The sequence below is a fragment of the Rhodoligotrophos defluvii genome, assembly GCF_005281615.1.
In the GTDB taxonomy this organism is placed as follows: domain Bacteria; phylum Pseudomonadota; class Alphaproteobacteria; order Rhizobiales; family Im1; genus Rhodoligotrophos; species Rhodoligotrophos defluvii.
Genome location: NZ_SZZM01000001.1, coordinates 537,816 through 553,529 on the forward strand (window position 1 = coordinate 537,816; position 15,714 = coordinate 553,529).

A 15,714-nucleotide genomic window follows, 5' to 3' on the forward strand; every position below is an offset into this window, starting at 1 on the left:
GCGCTTGGGCAAGCCCGCCCAATCACATAGGGGCGGGCTGCACCAGGGAGAACATCACCCCTTGCGGGTCCTGGCACTGGATGATCCAGCTGCCGCCCGGCACCTGCATCGGCCCGTTGAGCACCTGGCCGCCAGTCCCGGTGACGGTTTCCAGCGCCTTGCGGATGTCGGGGACGTTGAAATAGAAGCCCCAATACGGCGCCGGCATTTCCTTGAACTTGGTCATCATGCCGCCGATCGGCTGTCCCTTCCAGGCGAACAGCTGGTAGGTGCCCATCTCGCCCATGTCCATGGCGTCCCCCTTGGTCCAGCCGAACAGGTCGGCATAGAACGGGAATACCGTCTCCCAATCGCCTGCCATCAGTTCATGCCACCCGGTGTAGCCGGGCGTGCCGGGACTGGGAGCCGCCGGGTGATCACAGTCCCGCCCCTTGAACAGGGCGAAGACCGCGCCCTGCGGATCGGCGACGATCGCGAAGCGGCCCACATCCGGAATGTCCTCCGGCGCCCGATGAACCGCGCCGCCCGCATCCCCGATCCGCTTGGCGGTGGCATCCACATCATCAACCGCGATGAAGCCGATCCAGCCGGGGCGGGCACCCTCGTTGCAGGCTTCCGCCGGCATGGTCATCACACCGCCGATCGGCTCGTTGCCCGTCTTGAACTCGTTGCCCGTCTTGAATATGTGATAGCCGATCTCCGGATTGCCGAAGGGTTCGTTGCTCCAGCCAATGACCTTGCCGTAGAAACCGGCCGCCGCATCGCGGTCGGTGGTCAGGAGCTCGTACCAGACGAATTTGCCGTGCGCATCGGACATGAGTTCGCTCCCTGCGTTCTACTGCTGTTAGATTAATCCGAGACTTAGACATTCTCATGAGGCGCAGCAGCAGGCGTGCGGCTGTGCGGATTCGTATTCGTCGTGGCGCTTGACCCAGTTCATGATCGAGCTCTCGTTGCGGCCCTTCGGGACACGGTCGAGGATCATGAAGGCGGTGAGCACTTCTTCATATCCGCGCGCGTAGGTGGAGTATGTATGGAAAATGCCGCGGTGATCCCGATAAAACACGCTCAGGCCGGGCAATTCCTCGGGGATCGCGCTGTCGGCGGTGTCAAGCTCCCGGAAATTGTAGAACACTTTGCCCTTGGCCAGGTCTTCCTTCCGGAACGAGACATGGAAGTCGTAGTTGAAGTCGCTGTCATAGGAGGACACCCAGGGGAAACGCCAGCCCATGCGCTGCTTATACGCCTCGATCTGAGGCAGTGGCGCGCGGGATATGGCGACAAAGGATGCATCCGCCTGCTGAACGTGAACCAGCGCGGCGTCGATGTGATCAGCGCCGAAGGAGCAGCCTACGCAGCCCGCCTCCCAGTCGGGGCCCAGCATGAAGTGGTTGACGATGAGCTGGGTCTTGCCGTCGAACAGATCGCCCAGGCTCTTCTTGCCCGCGGGCGTGTCGAAGACATAGGCCTTCTCCACCTTCACCCAGGGCAGCGCCCGGCGTTGCTCGTTCAGTTGGTCGCGCGCCTTCGTGTGTTCTTTCTCCTTCTCGAGGAGCGCCTTGCGCGCGGCGAGCCACGCCTCGCGCGTTACGATGGGATGGTCTTGCAGCATCTCTCGCCTCCTCTCCTCAACTTTTCGCACGATCCTGCGGCTTTGCCCTTGACTTTTTGTGTTGATATCAACATTATTTGGTTATGTCAAACGCACAAACCGTCCCATTGCAGACAACGATCCACGTACGCGATACCTGCCTCTGCCTCCATGTGCAGCGCGCGGCGCGGGCGCTGGCACGGCGCTTCGACGAGGCGTTCCGCTCGCTCGACCTGACCAGCGGCCAATTCTCGTTGCTGATGTCGCTGAACCGTCCCTCGCCGCCCAAGATGCGCGAGGTGGCGAGCCTCCTCGCCATGGACCGCACCACCCTGACCGCGGCCCTAAAGCCATTGGAGCGGCGCGGCCTCGTGTCGATCGCAGTCGACCCCAAGGATCGGCGCAGCAGGCTTTTGTCGCTCACGCTGGCCGGCCATAGGTTATTGGCCGCCGCAGCCCCGATCTGGCTCCGCACCCATGCGCAGCTCGAATCTCAGCTCGCCGGCGGCGGCGACAGCCTGCGCAAGGCCCTCGGCGAGCTCTACGAGCCGGTCACCGTGGAGCCTGAATGCGCTCTGTGATAGGCTCCGGCTGCATCCAGGATCGCGTCAGGAGTTGAGGTGATGCAGGCAGCGTCGCACCCCAGGATCCGCGTCGGCATCGGCGGCTGGACCTATGAGCCGTGGCGGGGCACCTTCTATCCGGCCGACCTGCCGCAGCGGCGCGAGCTCGAATATGCCAGCCGCAAGCTCACCTCCATCGAGATCAACGGCACCTATTACGGCTCGCAGAAGCCTGAGAGCTTCCGGAAATGGCGCGATGAGGCGCCGGACGGGTTCGTGTTCTCGGTGAAGGGACCGCGCTTTGCCACGAACCGGCGGGTGCTCGCGGAGGCGGGCGAATCGATCGACCGGTTCTTCGCCAGCGGGGTGACGGAGCTCGGCGATAAGCTGGGGCCGGTCAACTGGCAGCTCCCCGCGACCAAGCGGTTCGATGCTGCAGATTTCGACGCGTTTCTCAAGCTCTTGCCGAAGGAGGTAGGCGGGGTGGCGCTCCGGCATGTGGTGGAGCTGAGGCATGACAGCTTCATGGTGCCGGAATGTGTGGATTTGCTGCGCGCTCATGACGTGGCGGTGGTGCTCACCGACCACGCCACCTATCCCAATTTCGCGGAGAGCCCGGCGTCCTTCATCTATGCGCGCCTGCAGCAGGCGTCGGAAGACGAGGCCCTCGGCTATTCTTCGGATGCTCTCGACGGCTTTGCCAAGCGCGCTGAAGCCTGGTCGGACCGCGGCCGGCGGGACGTGTTCATCTACATGATCAATGGCTTCAAGCCGAAGGCGCCGGCAGCCGCCATGGCGTTGATCGAGCGGCTTTAGCCGGCCGCCGCCGCCAGTTTTCTCTGAAGCGCAGGGCGCGGCGCCTGCGCGCCTGTCGTCTGCCCATAGCGCTCGAGCAGCGCATCGCAATAGGCCAGGTCCTCGTCGTCGAGCATGTCGGCATAGCCGCCGATCACCCCTCGACGGACCGTCATGGCCGAGTCGCTGTCGGTGCCGGACACAAACCGCGCGCCAAAACGCTTTGCAAGCTCGCCGGACCTCTCCTTTTCCTTCATCTTGGAAAATTCATACGCCGCGACCACCTGGCGGATCCGAGGTTCCGGAAGATGGCGCGCGCCGAGGAACCGTGTGACGGCCGTAAGCCCCGCCACCGGGTCGGCGCGCATGGCCTCATAACTCATCTCTAGGTAGCTCCGGTAGTTGGCGCGATCCCTCCGCACCGCTTGGTCGAAGGCCAGAATGCGCGCAAAGCCGTGGCGCTCGTCGCGAATCATGTCCTTGAGGGATCCCTGCCAACGGCCACTTGCCGTGAGGTGATGGTAGTAGGACACCATCACATCACGCGGTTCCCGCACGAGATGCAGGATACGCTGGTCATGGAGGCGCCGATTATAGGCCAACATCTGCGCGGGCGTGAGCGCAAGCCCCGGTTTCGAGGCCGCGTGCGTGAAGCGTGGATCAAGTCTGAGGTCATGCAGCATCACCCTGAGCCATGTGCGGCCTGACCTGGGATAGGACACGACCCTGAAGCGGTTTGCGAACAGCCGGCTGTTGTGGATAAGCCGCTCCAGGCTGAAGTCCTGGAGCAACAGAATGGTGTTGCCTCGTTTGTCGCGCATGGTGCCCTCCTCCGTTAACGGAGCATGCGCGGCTTTGCTTTCAGTCGTATGACACGAGTGTGCTGGCTTGCCCGAGCGATTGGCAGGCGCCGTTACAACTTCTGGTAAGTTGAATGCTTCTTACAATTTTGATTCACATTGTCGTGGCAAGCCGTTGATGCTGAGACCGTTTCGACGGGTGGGACTAAAACTTCACCGAGGCGAACAGCTTGGCGCTGGCGCCGGGCAGCAGCACCTCGTTCTTCTTGAACGAGGCGGAGTTGCGGATGCGGTCATTGAGCAAGTTGCTGCCGGTTATGCCGACAGTGACCCAAGGCGCGGTGGCGTTGCCGCCGAGCTGGCCGGTATAGCTCACCTCCACATTGAGCAGATCGTAGGCGGGCGTATCGGTCTCGAAATCGCTGGTCTGGTCTTGCTTGAAGGCGTGGAGCAGGTCGGCCCGGGCGCGCCATTGGCCATCGCTCCAGTAGAGGCCGCCGCCCAGCCGGTGCGGGGGCATGCGCGGGACATATTCGCCATTCGAGAAGGTGGCGTGGACGAAATCATACTGTCCGGCAATGCCGAAGGTGCCGCCGCCGATCTCCAGCAGATCGTATTGGGCCTTGAGCTCCACGCCATAGAACTCGGCATTGCGTTGGTCATAGACCACCTGGTCGAACTCGCCATCCGGCTCGCCGCAGGAGGCGAAGTCCTCATCACAGGTGAGACCGGTGAGCCGCTTGTAGATGAAGCCATCGAATCGGGTGTAGTAGGCGCTGGCGTCGAACCGGAAGGCGCCAAGGGCTTTGGCGAAGCCCACCTCGGCGGTTATCGCCCCCTCTTCATCGAGGTCAGGGTTGCCGATCTCGAACGTGCCGGAGGCATGGTGGGCGCCTTTGGAGAACAGCTCCGGTGCGGCCGGCGCCCGCTCCACATATTGGGCGGTCAGGCGGCCCACCACGCGGAAAGGCAGCTCATGCAGCAAGCCGATGCTGACGCTGCCGGGCAGGAAATTGCGCGTGGCCGCATGGGTTTCGAGCTCATCGGGCGGCGGCACGTAATCGGGCGGCACGATCGGCGCGCGGCCGTCCACTCGCACGCCCTCCAACCGGCCGGCCACCTGCAGCCGCGTCGCCGGCGTGAGGCTGAGCTCCTCGAAGATATAGCCGGCGATCTGCGTGGTCTCGGCGGGCGCGATGAAGGCGCGCGCCTCCCCTTTGGTCGAGAGGTTGCGATGGTCGACCTGAAGCCCCCAGGCGCCGGTCACGTCACCGAGGCCGGTTGCGAACGGCCGATGCTGCGTCTCGATGCGGCCCTCATATTCCCGGTTCTCGAAGGTGCCATGCACATGCGGCTCCTCCTGACCGTGGTCATGGTCATGATCGTGATCGTGACCATGGTCGTGACGATGGTCATCATCATGGGCCGCGTGATGGTCGTGGTCGTGATCGTGGTCATGATCATGGCCGTGATCGTGCGGCAGGCCGATCTCGTCATGGGCATAGCGCGATATGCCGAACCAGAGGCGCACCGCGTCGAGAAAGCCGCCGACCGGATAGTACTCGCCCTTCCCCGTCCATTTGAGCTGCTCCATGTCGATCTTGGTCTTGAGCTCCGCTTCTTCGCCGCCGGGAATTTCATAGATGCTGGCGAAGCGTGTGAGCGCCGAACCGATGAAGCCACGTCCGAAGAAATAGGCCATGCCGAGGGACTGGCCGTTGGTCTCGACCGCGCTGTTCTTCTGGATGCCGTCCGGCGTGTCATAGCTCTTCGCCTTGCGTCCGAAGGCATCCGCATGGATAGCGGCGGTGGTGCTGCGCTGGTCCAGCAGCAATGCGCCTTCCAGTCCCTCATCCACGCTGGAAAAGGCGCCGTTCAGCACCGCGTCGAAGGTGCCGGGCGCGATGTTCACCGGGATGCGGTTGTTGGTGGCGTTCACCACGCCGCCAATGGCCTCCGAGCCCCATCTCAGCGTCGCCGGCCCGCGGATCACCTCGATCTGCCGGGTGGCCAGCGGGTCGATCGGCACGCCGTGGTCCTCGCCGAGCGCCGAGACGTCGTGGGCGCCGATGCCGTTCTCCTGGATGCGCACGCGGTAATTGTCGAGACCACGGATGATGGGCCGGCTCGCCCCCGGCGCGAAGGTGGATGAGATGATGCCGGGCTCGGTGAACAGCACGTCGCCCAGGGTGAAGCCGGGCCGCTGCTCGATCTCCTGGGCGGTGACCACCGTCATCGGCACGAAACTCGTGAGGGGGTAGGCCTCCGGCAGCGCGGGCGCGCCCGGCGCTTCCTCCTGCTCCGCCCCCGGCCGGTCAGCTTCCGGCACGGGCATGATGGGGCTCGCGGTGGTGACCGTGATCGGCGGCAGTTCCACCACCTGCGCCGCTACCCGCCCGCCAACCGAGAACAGCGCCGCCATGGCGACGCTGCCGAGCAAAATCTGCCGAGAGAATTTCATCATGTACGCCCCCTACGCGACTCGAAACCTTAGGAGGTTGATAAATGTAATGTTATAACATATCAAGTCGGAAACACAGGTGGCGCCATTGGCGCCGGTAGCCTCATGAGGTGCTCATGTCCGACGACCGTCTGCCCGTCACCGTTCTGTCCGGCTTTCTCGGCGCGGGAAAGACCACTTTGCTCAATCACATCCTCAACAATCGGCAGCAACTGCGCGTGGCGGTGATCGTCAACGACATGAGCGAGGTGAATATCGACGCCGATCTCGTGCGCAACGGCAGCGACTTGTCGCGCACCGAGGAGCAGCTTGTGGAAATGACCAATGGCTGCATCTGCTGCACCTTGCGCGGCGACCTTCTGGCGGAGGTCAAGCGGCTCGCCGCGGAAGCGCGGTTCGACTACCTGGTGATCGAAGGCACCGGCATCGCCGAGCCGCTGCCGATTGCGGCCACGTTCGAATTCCGCGACGAGGACGGTTTCTCCCTCTCCGACATCGCGCGGCTGGACACGATGGTCACGGTGGTGGACGCGGTGAACCTGCTCGAGAGCTTCAGCAGTTTCGAGCGCCTGCGCGACCGCGGCGAGGTCGCGGGCGAGAATGACGAGCGCACCCTTGTCGATCTGCTGGTGGACCAGATCGAGTTCGCCAATGTGATCGTGCTGAACAAGGTCTCGGACGTCTCCGCAGAGGACCTGGCCAAGGTTCGCGCGATCATTCGCGGCCTCAATGCGGATGCCCGCATTCATGAGACGGACTTTTCTCGCGTACCGCTCATGTCGGTGCTGAATACCGGCCTCTTCGACTATGAGGAGGCGCAACAGCATCCCACCTGGTTCAAGGAACTCCATGGCTTTGCCGAGCACACGCCGGAGACCGAGGAATACGGCATATCGAGCTTCGTCTATCGGGCGCGGCGGCCGTTCCATCCCGCGAAGTTCGCCGCGTTCCTGAAGCAGACATGGCCCGGGCTGATCCGCGCCAAGGGCCATTTCTGGATCGCCACCCGCCCCGCCTGGGTCGCGGAGCTCAGCATTGCCGGGGCCATCTGCCGCACGGAGCCCATGGGCCGGTGGTGGAGTGCCGTGCCCAGGGAGCGCTGGCCCGACCATCCAGAATGGCGGGCGACATTGCGCAAGCATTGGGTGCCCGGCTGGGGCGACCGGCGGCAGGAGCTCGTGTTCATCGGGCAAGGTATGGACGAGGCCGCCATCCGGGCCGCCCTCGACGAGTGCCTGGTCGGCCCGGTCACGCGGGGAACGGTGGATTTCGCCCGCTACAGGCACCTGCCGGACCCGTTCCCGCACTGGGGGCCGGCGGACGCGGCCTGATAGTGGGCATGGGCCGCGGCATCCCGCCCTTCCCCTTGAGATTGCCGCGGCAGAGGAGTATGAGGAAGGTGAAATGTTATATCATAGCGAAAAGACGGCGCGGGTTTCGGCTCTGCGCAGCTCCATCTGGGACCGTCTGCTGGTCGCAGCGGCGGCAAGCCTTGCGTCCTGGGCGCTGATCGCCTGGGCGTTGGATTGGTGGTGACATGGCCGGGCCCGCACTCAAGCTCGTGGATGTGACCCTCGCCTATGGCCGCCAGCCGGCGGTGCGCGGGGTCACGGGCACGTTCGCCCCGGGGTCGCTCACCGCGGTGGTCGGTCCGAACGGCGCCGGCAAGTCCACCTTGCTCAAGGGCATCATCGGTTCGCTTCGGCCCATCAAGGGGCGCATCGAGATCGAGGGCGTGAAGCGCCGCGAGATCGCCTATCTCCCGCAATCGGCCGATATCGACCGCAGCTTCCCGATCACCGTGCTCGACCTGGTCGCCCTGGGCACCTGGTCGGTCGCCGGCATGTTCCGGCGCATTGCCGGCCGCGAGATGGAACGGGTGATGCAGGCGATCCAGGCGGTGGGGCTCGACGGGCTGCAGCACCGGACCATCGGCACTCTGTCGGGCGGCCAGCTGCAGCGCGCCCTGTTCGCGCGCATGCTGCTGCAGGATGCCAAGCTGTTGCTGCTGGACGAGCCATTCACCGCCATCGACAGCAAGACCACGGCCGATCTGCTCGACCTGATCCATCGCTGGCACGGAGAGCAGCGCACGGTGATTGCGGTGCTGCACGACTTGGACCTGGTCCGCGAGCATTTCCCGGAAGCGCTGCTTTTGGCGCGCGATCCGGTCGACTGGGCTGATACCCCGAAGGTGCTCACCCCGGAGAACCTCCTGAGCGCACGGCGCATGTGCGAAGCGTGGGAGGAGGAAGTCTCCGCAAGCCTGCGCAAGGTGGCGTGATGAGCCTCGCGGGCCTGCTGCTCGACCCGTTTCTCGATTACGGCTTCATGCGCCGGGCGCTGGCCGGCTGCGTGGCCTTGAGCCTGGGTTCGGCGCCCATTGGCGTGCTGCTGGTGTTGCGCCGCATGAGCCTGATCGGCGATGCCATGGCGCATGCGATCCTGCCCGGCGCGGCGGTCGGGTTCCTGGTGGCGGGGCTTTCGCTTTTCGCCATGACCCTTGGCGGGCTCATCACCGGCATCGCGGTGGCGTTGCTGTCGGGCCTCGTTTCGCGCTTCACCCTGATCCGCGAGGATGCGAGCTTTGCGGCCTTCTACCTCGTGTCGCTCGGGGTGGGCGTGCTGCTGGTCTCGATCCGCGGCTCGAATGTGGACCTGCTGCATGTGCTGTTCGGCACGGTTCTGGCACTGGATGACCCGGCCCTGATCCTGATCGGCGGCATCTCCACGGCGACGCTGGTCAGCCTTGCGGTGATCTACCGCCCACTCATCGTGGAATGCCTCGACCCTGGCTTCTTGCGCGTGGTCGGCGGGGGCGGGCTGGTGATCCACGCCGTCTTCCTGACCCTCGTGGTGCTCAACCTGGTCGGCGGCTTCCATGCCCTCGGCACTCTCATGGTGGTCGGGTTGATGATGCTGCCGGCGGCGGCGGCGCGGTTCTGGGCGGAGACGGTCATCGGCCAGATGCTGGTGGCGGTCGTCATCGCGCTTCTCTCGAGCATGGCCGGCCTCCTGCTCTCCTATCACTACAGCCTGCCGGCTTCGCCCTCCATCATCCTGATTGCCGGGGGGTTCTATCTCGGCTCCATCCTTCTCGGGCGCTACGGCAGCCTCGCGGCATCCGCCTGGCGGCTGGCCCGCGCGCCCCGCCTAGCATGAGGAAACAGACCATGCTGACAAGACGTACCCTCCTGGCCGCTGCTGCCCTGCTGCCGATGCTTGCCGCCGGTGCCCCAGCGCTCGCTGATGATGCGCCGCTGCCGGTGGTCGCCAGCTTCTCCATTCTTGGCGACATCGCCCGGGAGATCGGCGGCGACCACGTCGCGGTCAAGACCCTGGTGGGCCCCAATGGCGACGCGCATGTCTACGAGCCGACCCCGGCCGATGCCAAGGCCGTGGGCGCGGCCAAGGTGCTGATCGTCAACGGCCTCGACTTCGAGTCCTGGCTGCCGCGGCTGACCAAATCGTCCGGCTTCAAGGGCATGGAGGTCGTCGCATCCAACGGCATCGCCCCGCGTCGGTTTGCGGCGGATGACGACGACGGTCACCACCATGATCATGACCACGATCATGATCATGACGATGCAGCGCAGAAGGCCACCGGCGCCAAGCAGGCCCATGCCGAAGCCGACGATGATCATGACGAGGGGCATGATCACCATCATCACCACGGCGATATCGACCCGCACGCCTGGCAGGACCTTGCCAATGGGGTGATCTATGCCCGGAACATCGCCGCGGCGCTGGAAAAGGCCGATCCGGCCAATGGGGAGACCTATCGGCGGAACGCCGAGGCCTATGTCAGCACGCTGCAGGCCCTCGATGCGCGGCTGAAGAAGCAATTCGCCGCCATTCCCGAAGCCGAGCGGCGGGTGGTCACCTCCCACGACGCGTTCGGCTATTTCGGGCGGGCCTATGGCATCAGCTTCATCGCCCCGGTTGGCATGTCCACCGAGGCGGAGCCCTCGGCCGCCGACATCGCCCGCATCATCGACCAGATCAAGCGCGACAATATCCGCGCGGTGTTCGTCGAAAACATCACCAATACCCGGCTGATCGACCAGATCGTGCGGGAAACCGGTGCCAAGGTCGGCGGCAATCTCTATTCCGACGCCTTGTCGGATGAAGACGGCCCTGCCCCAACTTACGTCAAGATGTTCGAGTATAATGCCTCTGAATTGCTCAAGGCTCTTCCCGGCAGCTGACGCAAGAATCGCATGCTTAGACTGATCGCCTCGGCCCTTCTGCTGCTCGCCACCATTTTCCTGGTGCATCCCAGCACCCCCGCCGCAGCCGGCGATGGCGCCGGCGCGCATCCGCTGCGGCCGGGGCAATTGGCGGCGCCGCCATCCGCGACCGATGATCCCTCCGTTCGCCAGCTCGGCACCTTCCAGCGGGCGGAGATCTGGCTGCGCAAGACCCAGCAGAGCTTCTACCGCGACATGACGGAGGCGCTGAAGGTGCTGCGCGAGCGATGGAGCTTTGCCGCCGGCTGGAGCCTCGCCCTGGTGAGCTTCCTCTATGGCGTGTTCCATGCGGCCGGGCCAGGCCATGGCAAGGCGGTGATCTCCGCCTATCTCTTGGCCAACGAGCGGCAGCTCAAGCGCGGCATTCAGCTCGCGTTCCTGAGCTCGCTGTTCCAGGCGCTGTCCGCGATCATCCTGGTCAGCGGCGTGCTGCTCTTCGCGCGCGCGGCCTTCGGTACCGCCCGCGTCATGAGCCACTACATGGAGCTTGCCAGCTACTTGCTGATCGCCGCCATGGGCGCGGTGATGCTGTGGCGGGCGGTGAAGGGCTTGCTGCCTTCCCCCCAACCCGCCCTGGCGGCGGCGGGCGCCGGCGGGCGCATGCCGGCCGCCGCGCTGGACCATGATCACCACCACCAGCATGACCACCAGCATCAGCACGGGCCCGATTGCGGCTGTGGCCACAGCCACATGCCTGGGCCGACCGAGACCGAGGGCGACTGGTCGCTCAAGCGCGCTCTCGCCATCAGCCTGGCGGTGGGCATCCGCCCCTGCTCCGGTGCGCTGATCGTGCTGCTGTTCGCCAGCAGCGTGGGCATTTACCTCGTGGGGATCGGTGCGACCTTCGCCATGGCCCTGGGCACGGCGATCACCGTGTCGGCCATCGCCTTGCTGGCGGTCTCGTCCCGCGGCCTTGCGCTGCGGCTGGCAGGCGGTTCCGACAGGATCTACCGGGCGGTGAGCTCCGGCCTCGCGGTGCTGGGCGGGCTTGCCCTGATCACGCTCGGCCTGATGCTGTTCGAAGTCACCGTGACGACGCCGGCCAACCCGCTGCTCTGAGCTGCGGCATCAGGGTGTTTACGCGCCCTCAAATCCTTTCGTCATCACCGGCCTTGAGCCGGTGATCCAGGGCCACAAGGAGAACGCCAGCGCCATGACGCGGCGCTCCTGCCTCAAGCCGCCTCGCTCTTGCCGCCTGCGTCATAGCGACGGCGGGCCGCCTCGATTTTCGGCTGGTTCTCCAAAGCCCAACGGGTTAGCGCGCCGACCGGCTCCAGCAGATCCCGGCCGAGCGGCGTCAAGGCATAATCGACCCGTGGGGGTATGCTCGGGTAGACCTCCCGGGTGATCAGGCCGTCGCGCTCCAGCCCGCGCAGGGTGAGCGTGAGCATGCGCTGGGAAATGCCCCCGATCCTGCGGCGCAGCTCGTTGAAGCGCACGGGGCCGTCGCCCAGGTGGTTCACCACCAGCACCGACCATTTATCGCCGATCCGGTTCAGCACATCGCTGATGGCATGGCAGCTGTCGGGCAAATGCATGTTCCTGCGTGTCATGAATGTGCCTTCTTGCGCAGTTTACGAGCAGTTCCTTATTTAGCCCGAGGCACAAAACTTTACCAGGAGATCATCCCGCCATGACCAGAATTGCGGTGTTTGTCGGAAGCCTGAGGAAGGACTCGATCAACAAGAAGTTCGCCCTTGCGCTGGCCAAGCTGGCCAGGCCTTCGCTCGACTTCCGCTTCGTGGACTTGAGCGAAATCCCCATGTTCAACGAGGACATCGAGCAGAACCCGCCGCAGTCGGTCATCACCCTGCGCGAGGAGATCAGGGCGGCGGACGGGGTGCTGTTCGTCACGCCCGAATATAACAGGTCGTTTCCCGCACTGCTGAAGAACGCCATCGACTGGGGCAGCCGCCCCTACGGCCACAACTCGTGGTCCGGCAAGCCGGGCTCGGTCGTCGGCACGAGCATGTCGCCCATCGGCACGGCGGCCGCACAGGCGCAGCTCAGCCATGTCCTGCGCATCCTGGGCGTACACCTGCTCGGCCAGCCGGAGGTCTATCTCACCTATTCGGAAGGGCTGTTCGATGCGGATCACGACGTGACCAAGGAAGACACGCGTGCGTTTCTGGAAAAATATTTGAAGCGGTTCGAGTCCTGGATCGAACGATTCAGGAAATAGTGGACGAACGCAACCAAGCTCTGGGTGCTGCGTCGAGCCCGCCCCGTCATGCCGGCCGCGCCTAGGCGCCGAGCCGGTGGAGGAGGCCCCTGCCCATTACATTCCCTCCCCTCGTAAGGGGAGGGAAGCCAAAAGCAGGCATCGCCGCCCTCGGCCCTGGATTGCCGCGTCAAGCGCGGCAATGACTTAAGTAGCTGAAATTCCTATACATCGTCATGCCCCGGCTCGACCGGGGCATCCAGGGCCACACGGCACAAGCTTCCTCCTGGAGCCCTGGATTGCCGCGTCGAGCGCGGCAATGACGAGAGTGGCGTATTGAGACGCACTGCCATGCTGCGCTAGAACGAAACGACACCAAACAGCATCAGCAGAATGACAATACCGAGAGGAACGCCCAGCCACCACAGTATAATCGGCATTTTTACCTCCTCTACACCTTCGCAACCTCCGAAGGTACAATGCCGATGCCGGGAGCGCGTTCCCAAGAACCCTTTACGCCCCAGTTTCGAGGGCCTTTCGCAAGAGCGACGCCAGTTCGTTCCTGGCCTTGACCTCGACCCCACCCAAGCCCAGCCACTGGCGCATCCGCCCGAGCTCTTCGCCCAGCCCCGCAGCGACCTCCTCCTGGTCCATCTTGGGCTCGACATGCAGACCCTGCACCAGGAGCTGCCCCGCAGGCCGGTCGGCTTTCAGATCGACCCGTGCCGTCAAGCGGTCGTTCATCAGGAAGGGCAGCACGTAGTAGCCGTGGATGCGCTTGTGGGCGGGGGTGTAGAGCTCCAGGCGGTAGCGGAAATCGAACAGGCGCTCGGTCCGGTGGCGCTCCCAGACGAGCGGATCGAATGGGGTGAGCAGCGCCTGCGCCGACACCCGCCGGGGCAGGCGCGCCTGTGCGTCGAGGAACGCCGGCTGCCGCCAGCCCTCGACCGTCACCGGCACGAGGGCGCCCTCCTCCACCAGTTCGTGCAGGGCCTGGCGCGCCGGCTCCACATCCAGGCGGAAATAATCGCGCAGATCCCGCTCGGTGCCGAGCCCTAGGGCACGCGCCGCAAGACGCAGCAATGCGCGGTGCGCCTCGTCCATGGACGGCGTCGGCAGGTTCAAGATGTCCGATGGGATCACCCGCTCGGTCAGGTCATAGATCCGCTCGAAGCTGCGGCGCGTCTTCGTGGTGATCTCGCCCGCCCAGAACAGGAATTCGAGGGCGCGCTTTCCCTCGCTCCAGCCCCACCAGCCGCCCTCCCCGCGCGATCCGCTCGCCAATTCGCCGGCCGCGAGAGGCCCTCGCGCTGCCACCTCCGCCTTCACTTCGGCGATATAGCTCCGCCGTTCCTCTGCGAAGCGGGCGAGCCCGCCATAGATCCCTTTTCCTTCCGCCGCCAGCCGCATGCGCCAGCGCAGGAGCGGGTGGAGGGAGAGCGGGATGAGCGAGGCCTCGTGGCCCCAATATTCGAAAAGCGCACGGCGGCGGCCATAGGCGAGATCGTCCAGCAGCATCGTGTCATAGGCGCCCAGACGCGAAAAGGCCGGCAGGTAATGGGAGCGCACCAGCACGTTGACGCTGTCGATCTGGAAGAGGCCCAAGGCATCCAGCGTCTTGGAGAGGTCGCGCCGCGTGATCGGGCGGTCGGGCCGCGGCCGGCCAAAGGCCTGGGCGGCCAGCGCGATGCGCCGCGCCTGCCCGAGGCTCAGGCTGTCACGAATAATGATCGAGGATTTCTGCAGCATGGTACGGGAACCAGCATGGCTGATCCCCGTGCGCCGTCAAGCCCGGCGATTACTGTGCGGGGTGCAGGGTGAGGGACGTGATGCCGGCGGCGACGTTGAGCCCGGTCTGCGCCTGCACGCTGACCGGCTGCAGCGTGATCGAATCGTTCGAACCGCCCACCAGCACGTTGGCGCCGAGGCCGACACCGGCAGTCGCCTGTCCGGAGACGCCGCCATAGCTTCCCGCCAGGGCGCCCGGGCCCGGATTGCGGGTCGGCGCGAACACGCCCCAGGCGATGATCGACTCGCCGGTGAAGCCGAGATCGATACCGAATTTGTCGATCGTGCCGGTATAGACCTCGCGGTAGCCCGGTCCATCGAACGTGCAGGTCAAGGCCTTGGAAGAGCCGAAGATGAAACCGGCGCCACCCGCGACGTTGCACGTGAGCATGCCGCTTTCGACACGGCCCTGCGCCTCAGCCCCATGGCCGGCAAGCAGCAGCGGCAGGGTGAGGGCAGCGGCAAGGGTACACTTCCGGATCATTGTCATCAGTCAACTCCCGATAACGAGCCAAAGCGGCAACATTGCCGCTTCGCGGATGAATAAGCACAAGCTTGAATAAGGTCCACCTCTTCGGCGCTTAAACGTTGCTTCTGCGAAATGGTTGCGTCAGGCAGAGTTAACAACTTGCGCGTTGAGTGGGCAAATGCCTCGAATTTGACAACTTCAGGTTGCATGTGCGCGTACTGAATCGTTTGTAAGTCGGAGGTGCACGTGTCTCAATGCGACAACAGCAGCGACAGCATTCGGCAGCTCGCCGAGGCGATCAGAGCGAAGTCGGGATGTCCGACGGCCAAGCCGGCCGTTCCCGTCCTTCCTGGCGGTGCTACGGCGACATTCGTCAATGACGGCCATATCATTGCGGCGCAGCGGGGCGATGTCGGATCACAGCATTGGGTGGATGTCACCCGCAAGCTCGGCACGGTGATCCTGCCCAACGCGGATCTGAAGGACTTCAGCCTGCCCAGGTTCACTGCCGATACCATCACGGTCACAGGCAAGGCTGCAGGTCAGCCGGTGGCGGTCACTTTCCAGCACGACAGCGATCGGCTGGATTTTGTCCGGGTCGCAGACACCGGCAGGCATGCGGTCGCCATCACCGATTATGATCGGGATATTCGCGAAGTGACCCCGCAGGATCTGCAGAAGTTCGTCGGCACGGGCGAGCTTCCGAACGACCCCGATCACGACCACGCTCTGCATGCCCAGGTCAGCTACGCCAGCGGCGCTCATTTCGTGACAGGCTGAGGGGGTGGGCTCTCGGCCGCTATGGACAGCGGCCCTGCCCCGCTGCTAACCAGGAT

Annotated in this window: 17 protein-coding genes; 10 read left to right on the forward strand and 7 right to left on the reverse strand. The window is 64.7% G+C overall.

Features of this window, described 5'->3' with window-relative positions:
- Positions 1–22: 22 nt before the first annotated feature.
- Together E4P09_RS02615 and E4P09_RS02620 are read right to left on the reverse strand one after the other, a co-directional pair.
- Complete coding sequence (locus E4P09_RS02615) at positions 23–817, reverse strand: VOC family protein (RefSeq protein WP_137388012.1); 795 nt, start codon at positions 815–817, stop codon at positions 23–25.
- 54 nt (positions 818–871) lie between these two features.
- Complete coding sequence (locus tag E4P09_RS02620) at positions 872–1,612, reverse strand: DUF899 domain-containing protein (RefSeq protein ID WP_137388013.1); 741 nt, start codon at positions 1,610–1,612, stop codon at positions 872–874.
- 83 nt (positions 1,613–1,695) lie between these two features.
- On the opposite strand from E4P09_RS02620, the gene E4P09_RS02625 reads away from it, so the two are divergent.
- Together E4P09_RS02625 and E4P09_RS02630 are read left to right on the forward strand one after the other, a co-directional pair.
- On the forward strand, positions 1,696–2,172 hold the full coding sequence (locus E4P09_RS02625) for a MarR family winged helix-turn-helix transcriptional regulator (RefSeq protein WP_137388014.1): 477 nt from the start codon (positions 1,696–1,698) through the stop codon (positions 2,170–2,172).
- A 42-nt stretch (positions 2,173–2,214) separates the two neighbouring features.
- Entirely contained in the window at positions 2,215–2,970 is a 756-nt protein-coding gene (locus E4P09_RS02630; RefSeq protein ID WP_137388015.1) for a DUF72 domain-containing protein, read from the forward strand.
- Here E4P09_RS02630 and E4P09_RS02635 read toward each other — a convergent pair.
- Together E4P09_RS02635 and E4P09_RS02640 are read right to left on the reverse strand one after the other, a co-directional pair.
- A complete protein-coding gene (locus E4P09_RS02635; protein WP_137388016.1) occupies positions 2,967–3,770 on the reverse strand; it encodes a sulfotransferase domain-containing protein in 804 nt (267 codons plus the stop codon). The two genes, E4P09_RS02630 and E4P09_RS02635, sit on opposite strands and share 4 nt — an antisense overlap.
- A 184-nt stretch (positions 3,771–3,954) precedes the next feature.
- The gene (locus tag E4P09_RS02640) at positions 3,955–6,213 is read right to left on the reverse strand and encodes a TonB-dependent receptor (protein WP_137388017.1); all 2,259 of its coding nucleotides are present in this window, start codon (positions 6,211–6,213) and stop codon (positions 3,955–3,957) included.
- Between the two features lie 113 nt (positions 6,214–6,326).
- On the opposite strand from E4P09_RS02640, the gene zigA reads away from it, so the two are divergent.
- From zigA to E4P09_RS02665, 6 genes are all read left to right on the forward strand, one after another.
- Positions 6,327–7,541, forward strand: a complete 1,215-nt coding sequence (gene zigA, locus E4P09_RS02645; RefSeq protein ID WP_137388018.1) for a zinc metallochaperone GTPase ZigA — start codon at positions 6,327–6,329, stop codon at positions 7,539–7,541.
- A 73-nt stretch (positions 7,542–7,614) separates the two neighbouring features.
- Positions 7,615–7,746: a hypothetical protein gene (locus tag E4P09_RS26670; RefSeq protein WP_275406430.1), complete on the forward strand. Its 132-nt coding sequence runs from the start codon at positions 7,615–7,617 to the stop codon at positions 7,744–7,746.
- Between the two features lies 1 nt (position 7,747).
- The gene (gene aztA / locus E4P09_RS02650; RefSeq protein ID WP_137388019.1) at positions 7,748–8,494 is read left to right on the forward strand and encodes a zinc ABC transporter ATP-binding protein AztA; all 747 of its coding nucleotides are present in this window, start codon (positions 7,748–7,750) and stop codon (positions 8,492–8,494) included.
- Positions 8,494–9,372 (forward strand): metal ABC transporter permease, encoded by an 879-nt coding sequence (locus tag E4P09_RS02655; RefSeq protein WP_137388020.1) that lies wholly within the window; start codon positions 8,494–8,496, stop codon positions 9,370–9,372. The genes aztA and E4P09_RS02655 overlap by 1 nt, the downstream gene beginning before the upstream one ends.
- Positions 9,373–9,383: 11 nt before the next feature.
- Complete coding sequence (locus E4P09_RS02660; RefSeq protein WP_137388021.1) at positions 9,384–10,418, forward strand: metal ABC transporter substrate-binding protein; 1,035 nt, start codon at positions 9,384–9,386, stop codon at positions 10,416–10,418.
- A 12-nt stretch (positions 10,419–10,430) separates the two neighbouring features.
- The gene (locus E4P09_RS02665) at positions 10,431–11,519 is read left to right on the forward strand and encodes a nickel/cobalt transporter (RefSeq protein WP_137388022.1); all 1,089 of its coding nucleotides are present in this window, start codon (positions 10,431–10,433) and stop codon (positions 11,517–11,519) included.
- Positions 11,520–11,632: 113 nt separating this feature from the next.
- Here the strand turns inward: E4P09_RS02665 and E4P09_RS02670 are convergent, their stop codons facing one another.
- Complete coding sequence (locus E4P09_RS02670) at positions 11,633–12,013, reverse strand: winged helix-turn-helix transcriptional regulator (protein ID WP_137388023.1); 381 nt, start codon at positions 12,011–12,013, stop codon at positions 11,633–11,635.
- Between the two features lie 80 nt (positions 12,014–12,093).
- Between E4P09_RS02670 and E4P09_RS02675 the strand changes: the two genes are divergently transcribed.
- Positions 12,094–12,642, forward strand: a complete 549-nt coding sequence (locus E4P09_RS02675; protein WP_137388024.1) for an NADPH-dependent FMN reductase — start codon at positions 12,094–12,096, stop codon at positions 12,640–12,642.
- A 492-nt stretch (positions 12,643–13,134) separates the two neighbouring features.
- Here the strand turns inward: E4P09_RS02675 and E4P09_RS02680 are convergent, their stop codons facing one another.
- Together E4P09_RS02680 and E4P09_RS02685 are read right to left on the reverse strand one after the other, a co-directional pair.
- Positions 13,135–14,346, reverse strand: a complete 1,212-nt coding sequence (locus E4P09_RS02680; RefSeq protein ID WP_137389207.1) for a winged helix-turn-helix domain-containing protein — start codon at positions 14,344–14,346, stop codon at positions 13,135–13,137.
- A gap of 73 nt (positions 14,347–14,419) precedes the next feature.
- Positions 14,420–14,899, reverse strand: a complete 480-nt coding sequence (locus tag E4P09_RS02685) for a DUF992 domain-containing protein (protein ID WP_137388025.1) — start codon at positions 14,897–14,899, stop codon at positions 14,420–14,422.
- 225 nt (positions 14,900–15,124) lie between these two features.
- On the opposite strand from E4P09_RS02685, the gene E4P09_RS02690 reads away from it, so the two are divergent.
- Positions 15,125–15,658 carry a hypothetical protein gene (locus E4P09_RS02690; RefSeq protein WP_137388026.1) on the forward strand — a complete coding sequence of 178 codons (534 nt, stop codon included), beginning with the start codon at positions 15,125–15,127 and terminating at the stop codon, positions 15,656–15,658.
- Positions 15,659–15,714 lie beyond the last annotated feature (56 nt).

Coding starts and splice junctions, on each gene's coding strand:
- E4P09_RS02655 (WP_137388020.1), top strand. CDS start 8,494: ATGAGCCTCGCGGGCCTGCTGCTCGACCCGTTTCTCGATTACGGCTTC.
- E4P09_RS02670 (WP_137388023.1), bottom strand. CDS start 12,013: ATGACACGCAGGAACATGCATTTGCCCGACAGCTGCCATGCCATCAGC.
- E4P09_RS02635 (WP_137388016.1), bottom strand. CDS start 3,770: ATGCGCGACAAACGAGGCAACACCATTCTGTTGCTCCAGGACTTCAGC.
- E4P09_RS02630 (WP_137388015.1), top strand. CDS start 2,215: ATGCAGGCAGCGTCGCACCCCAGGATCCGCGTCGGCATCGGCGGCTGG.
- E4P09_RS02625 (WP_137388014.1), top strand. CDS start 1,696: ATGTCAAACGCACAAACCGTCCCATTGCAGACAACGATCCACGTACGC.
- aztA (WP_137388019.1), top strand. CDS start 7,748: ATGGCCGGGCCCGCACTCAAGCTCGTGGATGTGACCCTCGCCTATGGC.
- E4P09_RS02675 (WP_137388024.1), top strand. CDS start 12,094: ATGACCAGAATTGCGGTGTTTGTCGGAAGCCTGAGGAAGGACTCGATC.
- E4P09_RS26670 (WP_275406430.1), top strand. CDS start 7,615: ATGTTATATCATAGCGAAAAGACGGCGCGGGTTTCGGCTCTGCGCAGC.
- E4P09_RS02685 (WP_137388025.1), bottom strand. CDS start 14,899: ATGACAATGATCCGGAAGTGTACCCTTGCCGCTGCCCTCACCCTGCCG.
- E4P09_RS02615 (WP_137388012.1), bottom strand. CDS start 817: ATGTCCGATGCGCACGGCAAATTCGTCTGGTACGAGCTCCTGACCACC.
- E4P09_RS02640 (WP_137388017.1), bottom strand. CDS start 6,213: ATGATGAAATTCTCTCGGCAGATTTTGCTCGGCAGCGTCGCCATGGCG.
- E4P09_RS02665 (WP_137388022.1), top strand. CDS start 10,431: ATGCTTAGACTGATCGCCTCGGCCCTTCTGCTGCTCGCCACCATTTTC.
- E4P09_RS02660 (WP_137388021.1), top strand. CDS start 9,384: ATGCTGACAAGACGTACCCTCCTGGCCGCTGCTGCCCTGCTGCCGATG.
- zigA (WP_137388018.1), top strand. CDS start 6,327: ATGTCCGACGACCGTCTGCCCGTCACCGTTCTGTCCGGCTTTCTCGGC.
- E4P09_RS02620 (WP_137388013.1), bottom strand. CDS start 1,612: ATGCTGCAAGACCATCCCATCGTAACGCGCGAGGCGTGGCTCGCCGCG.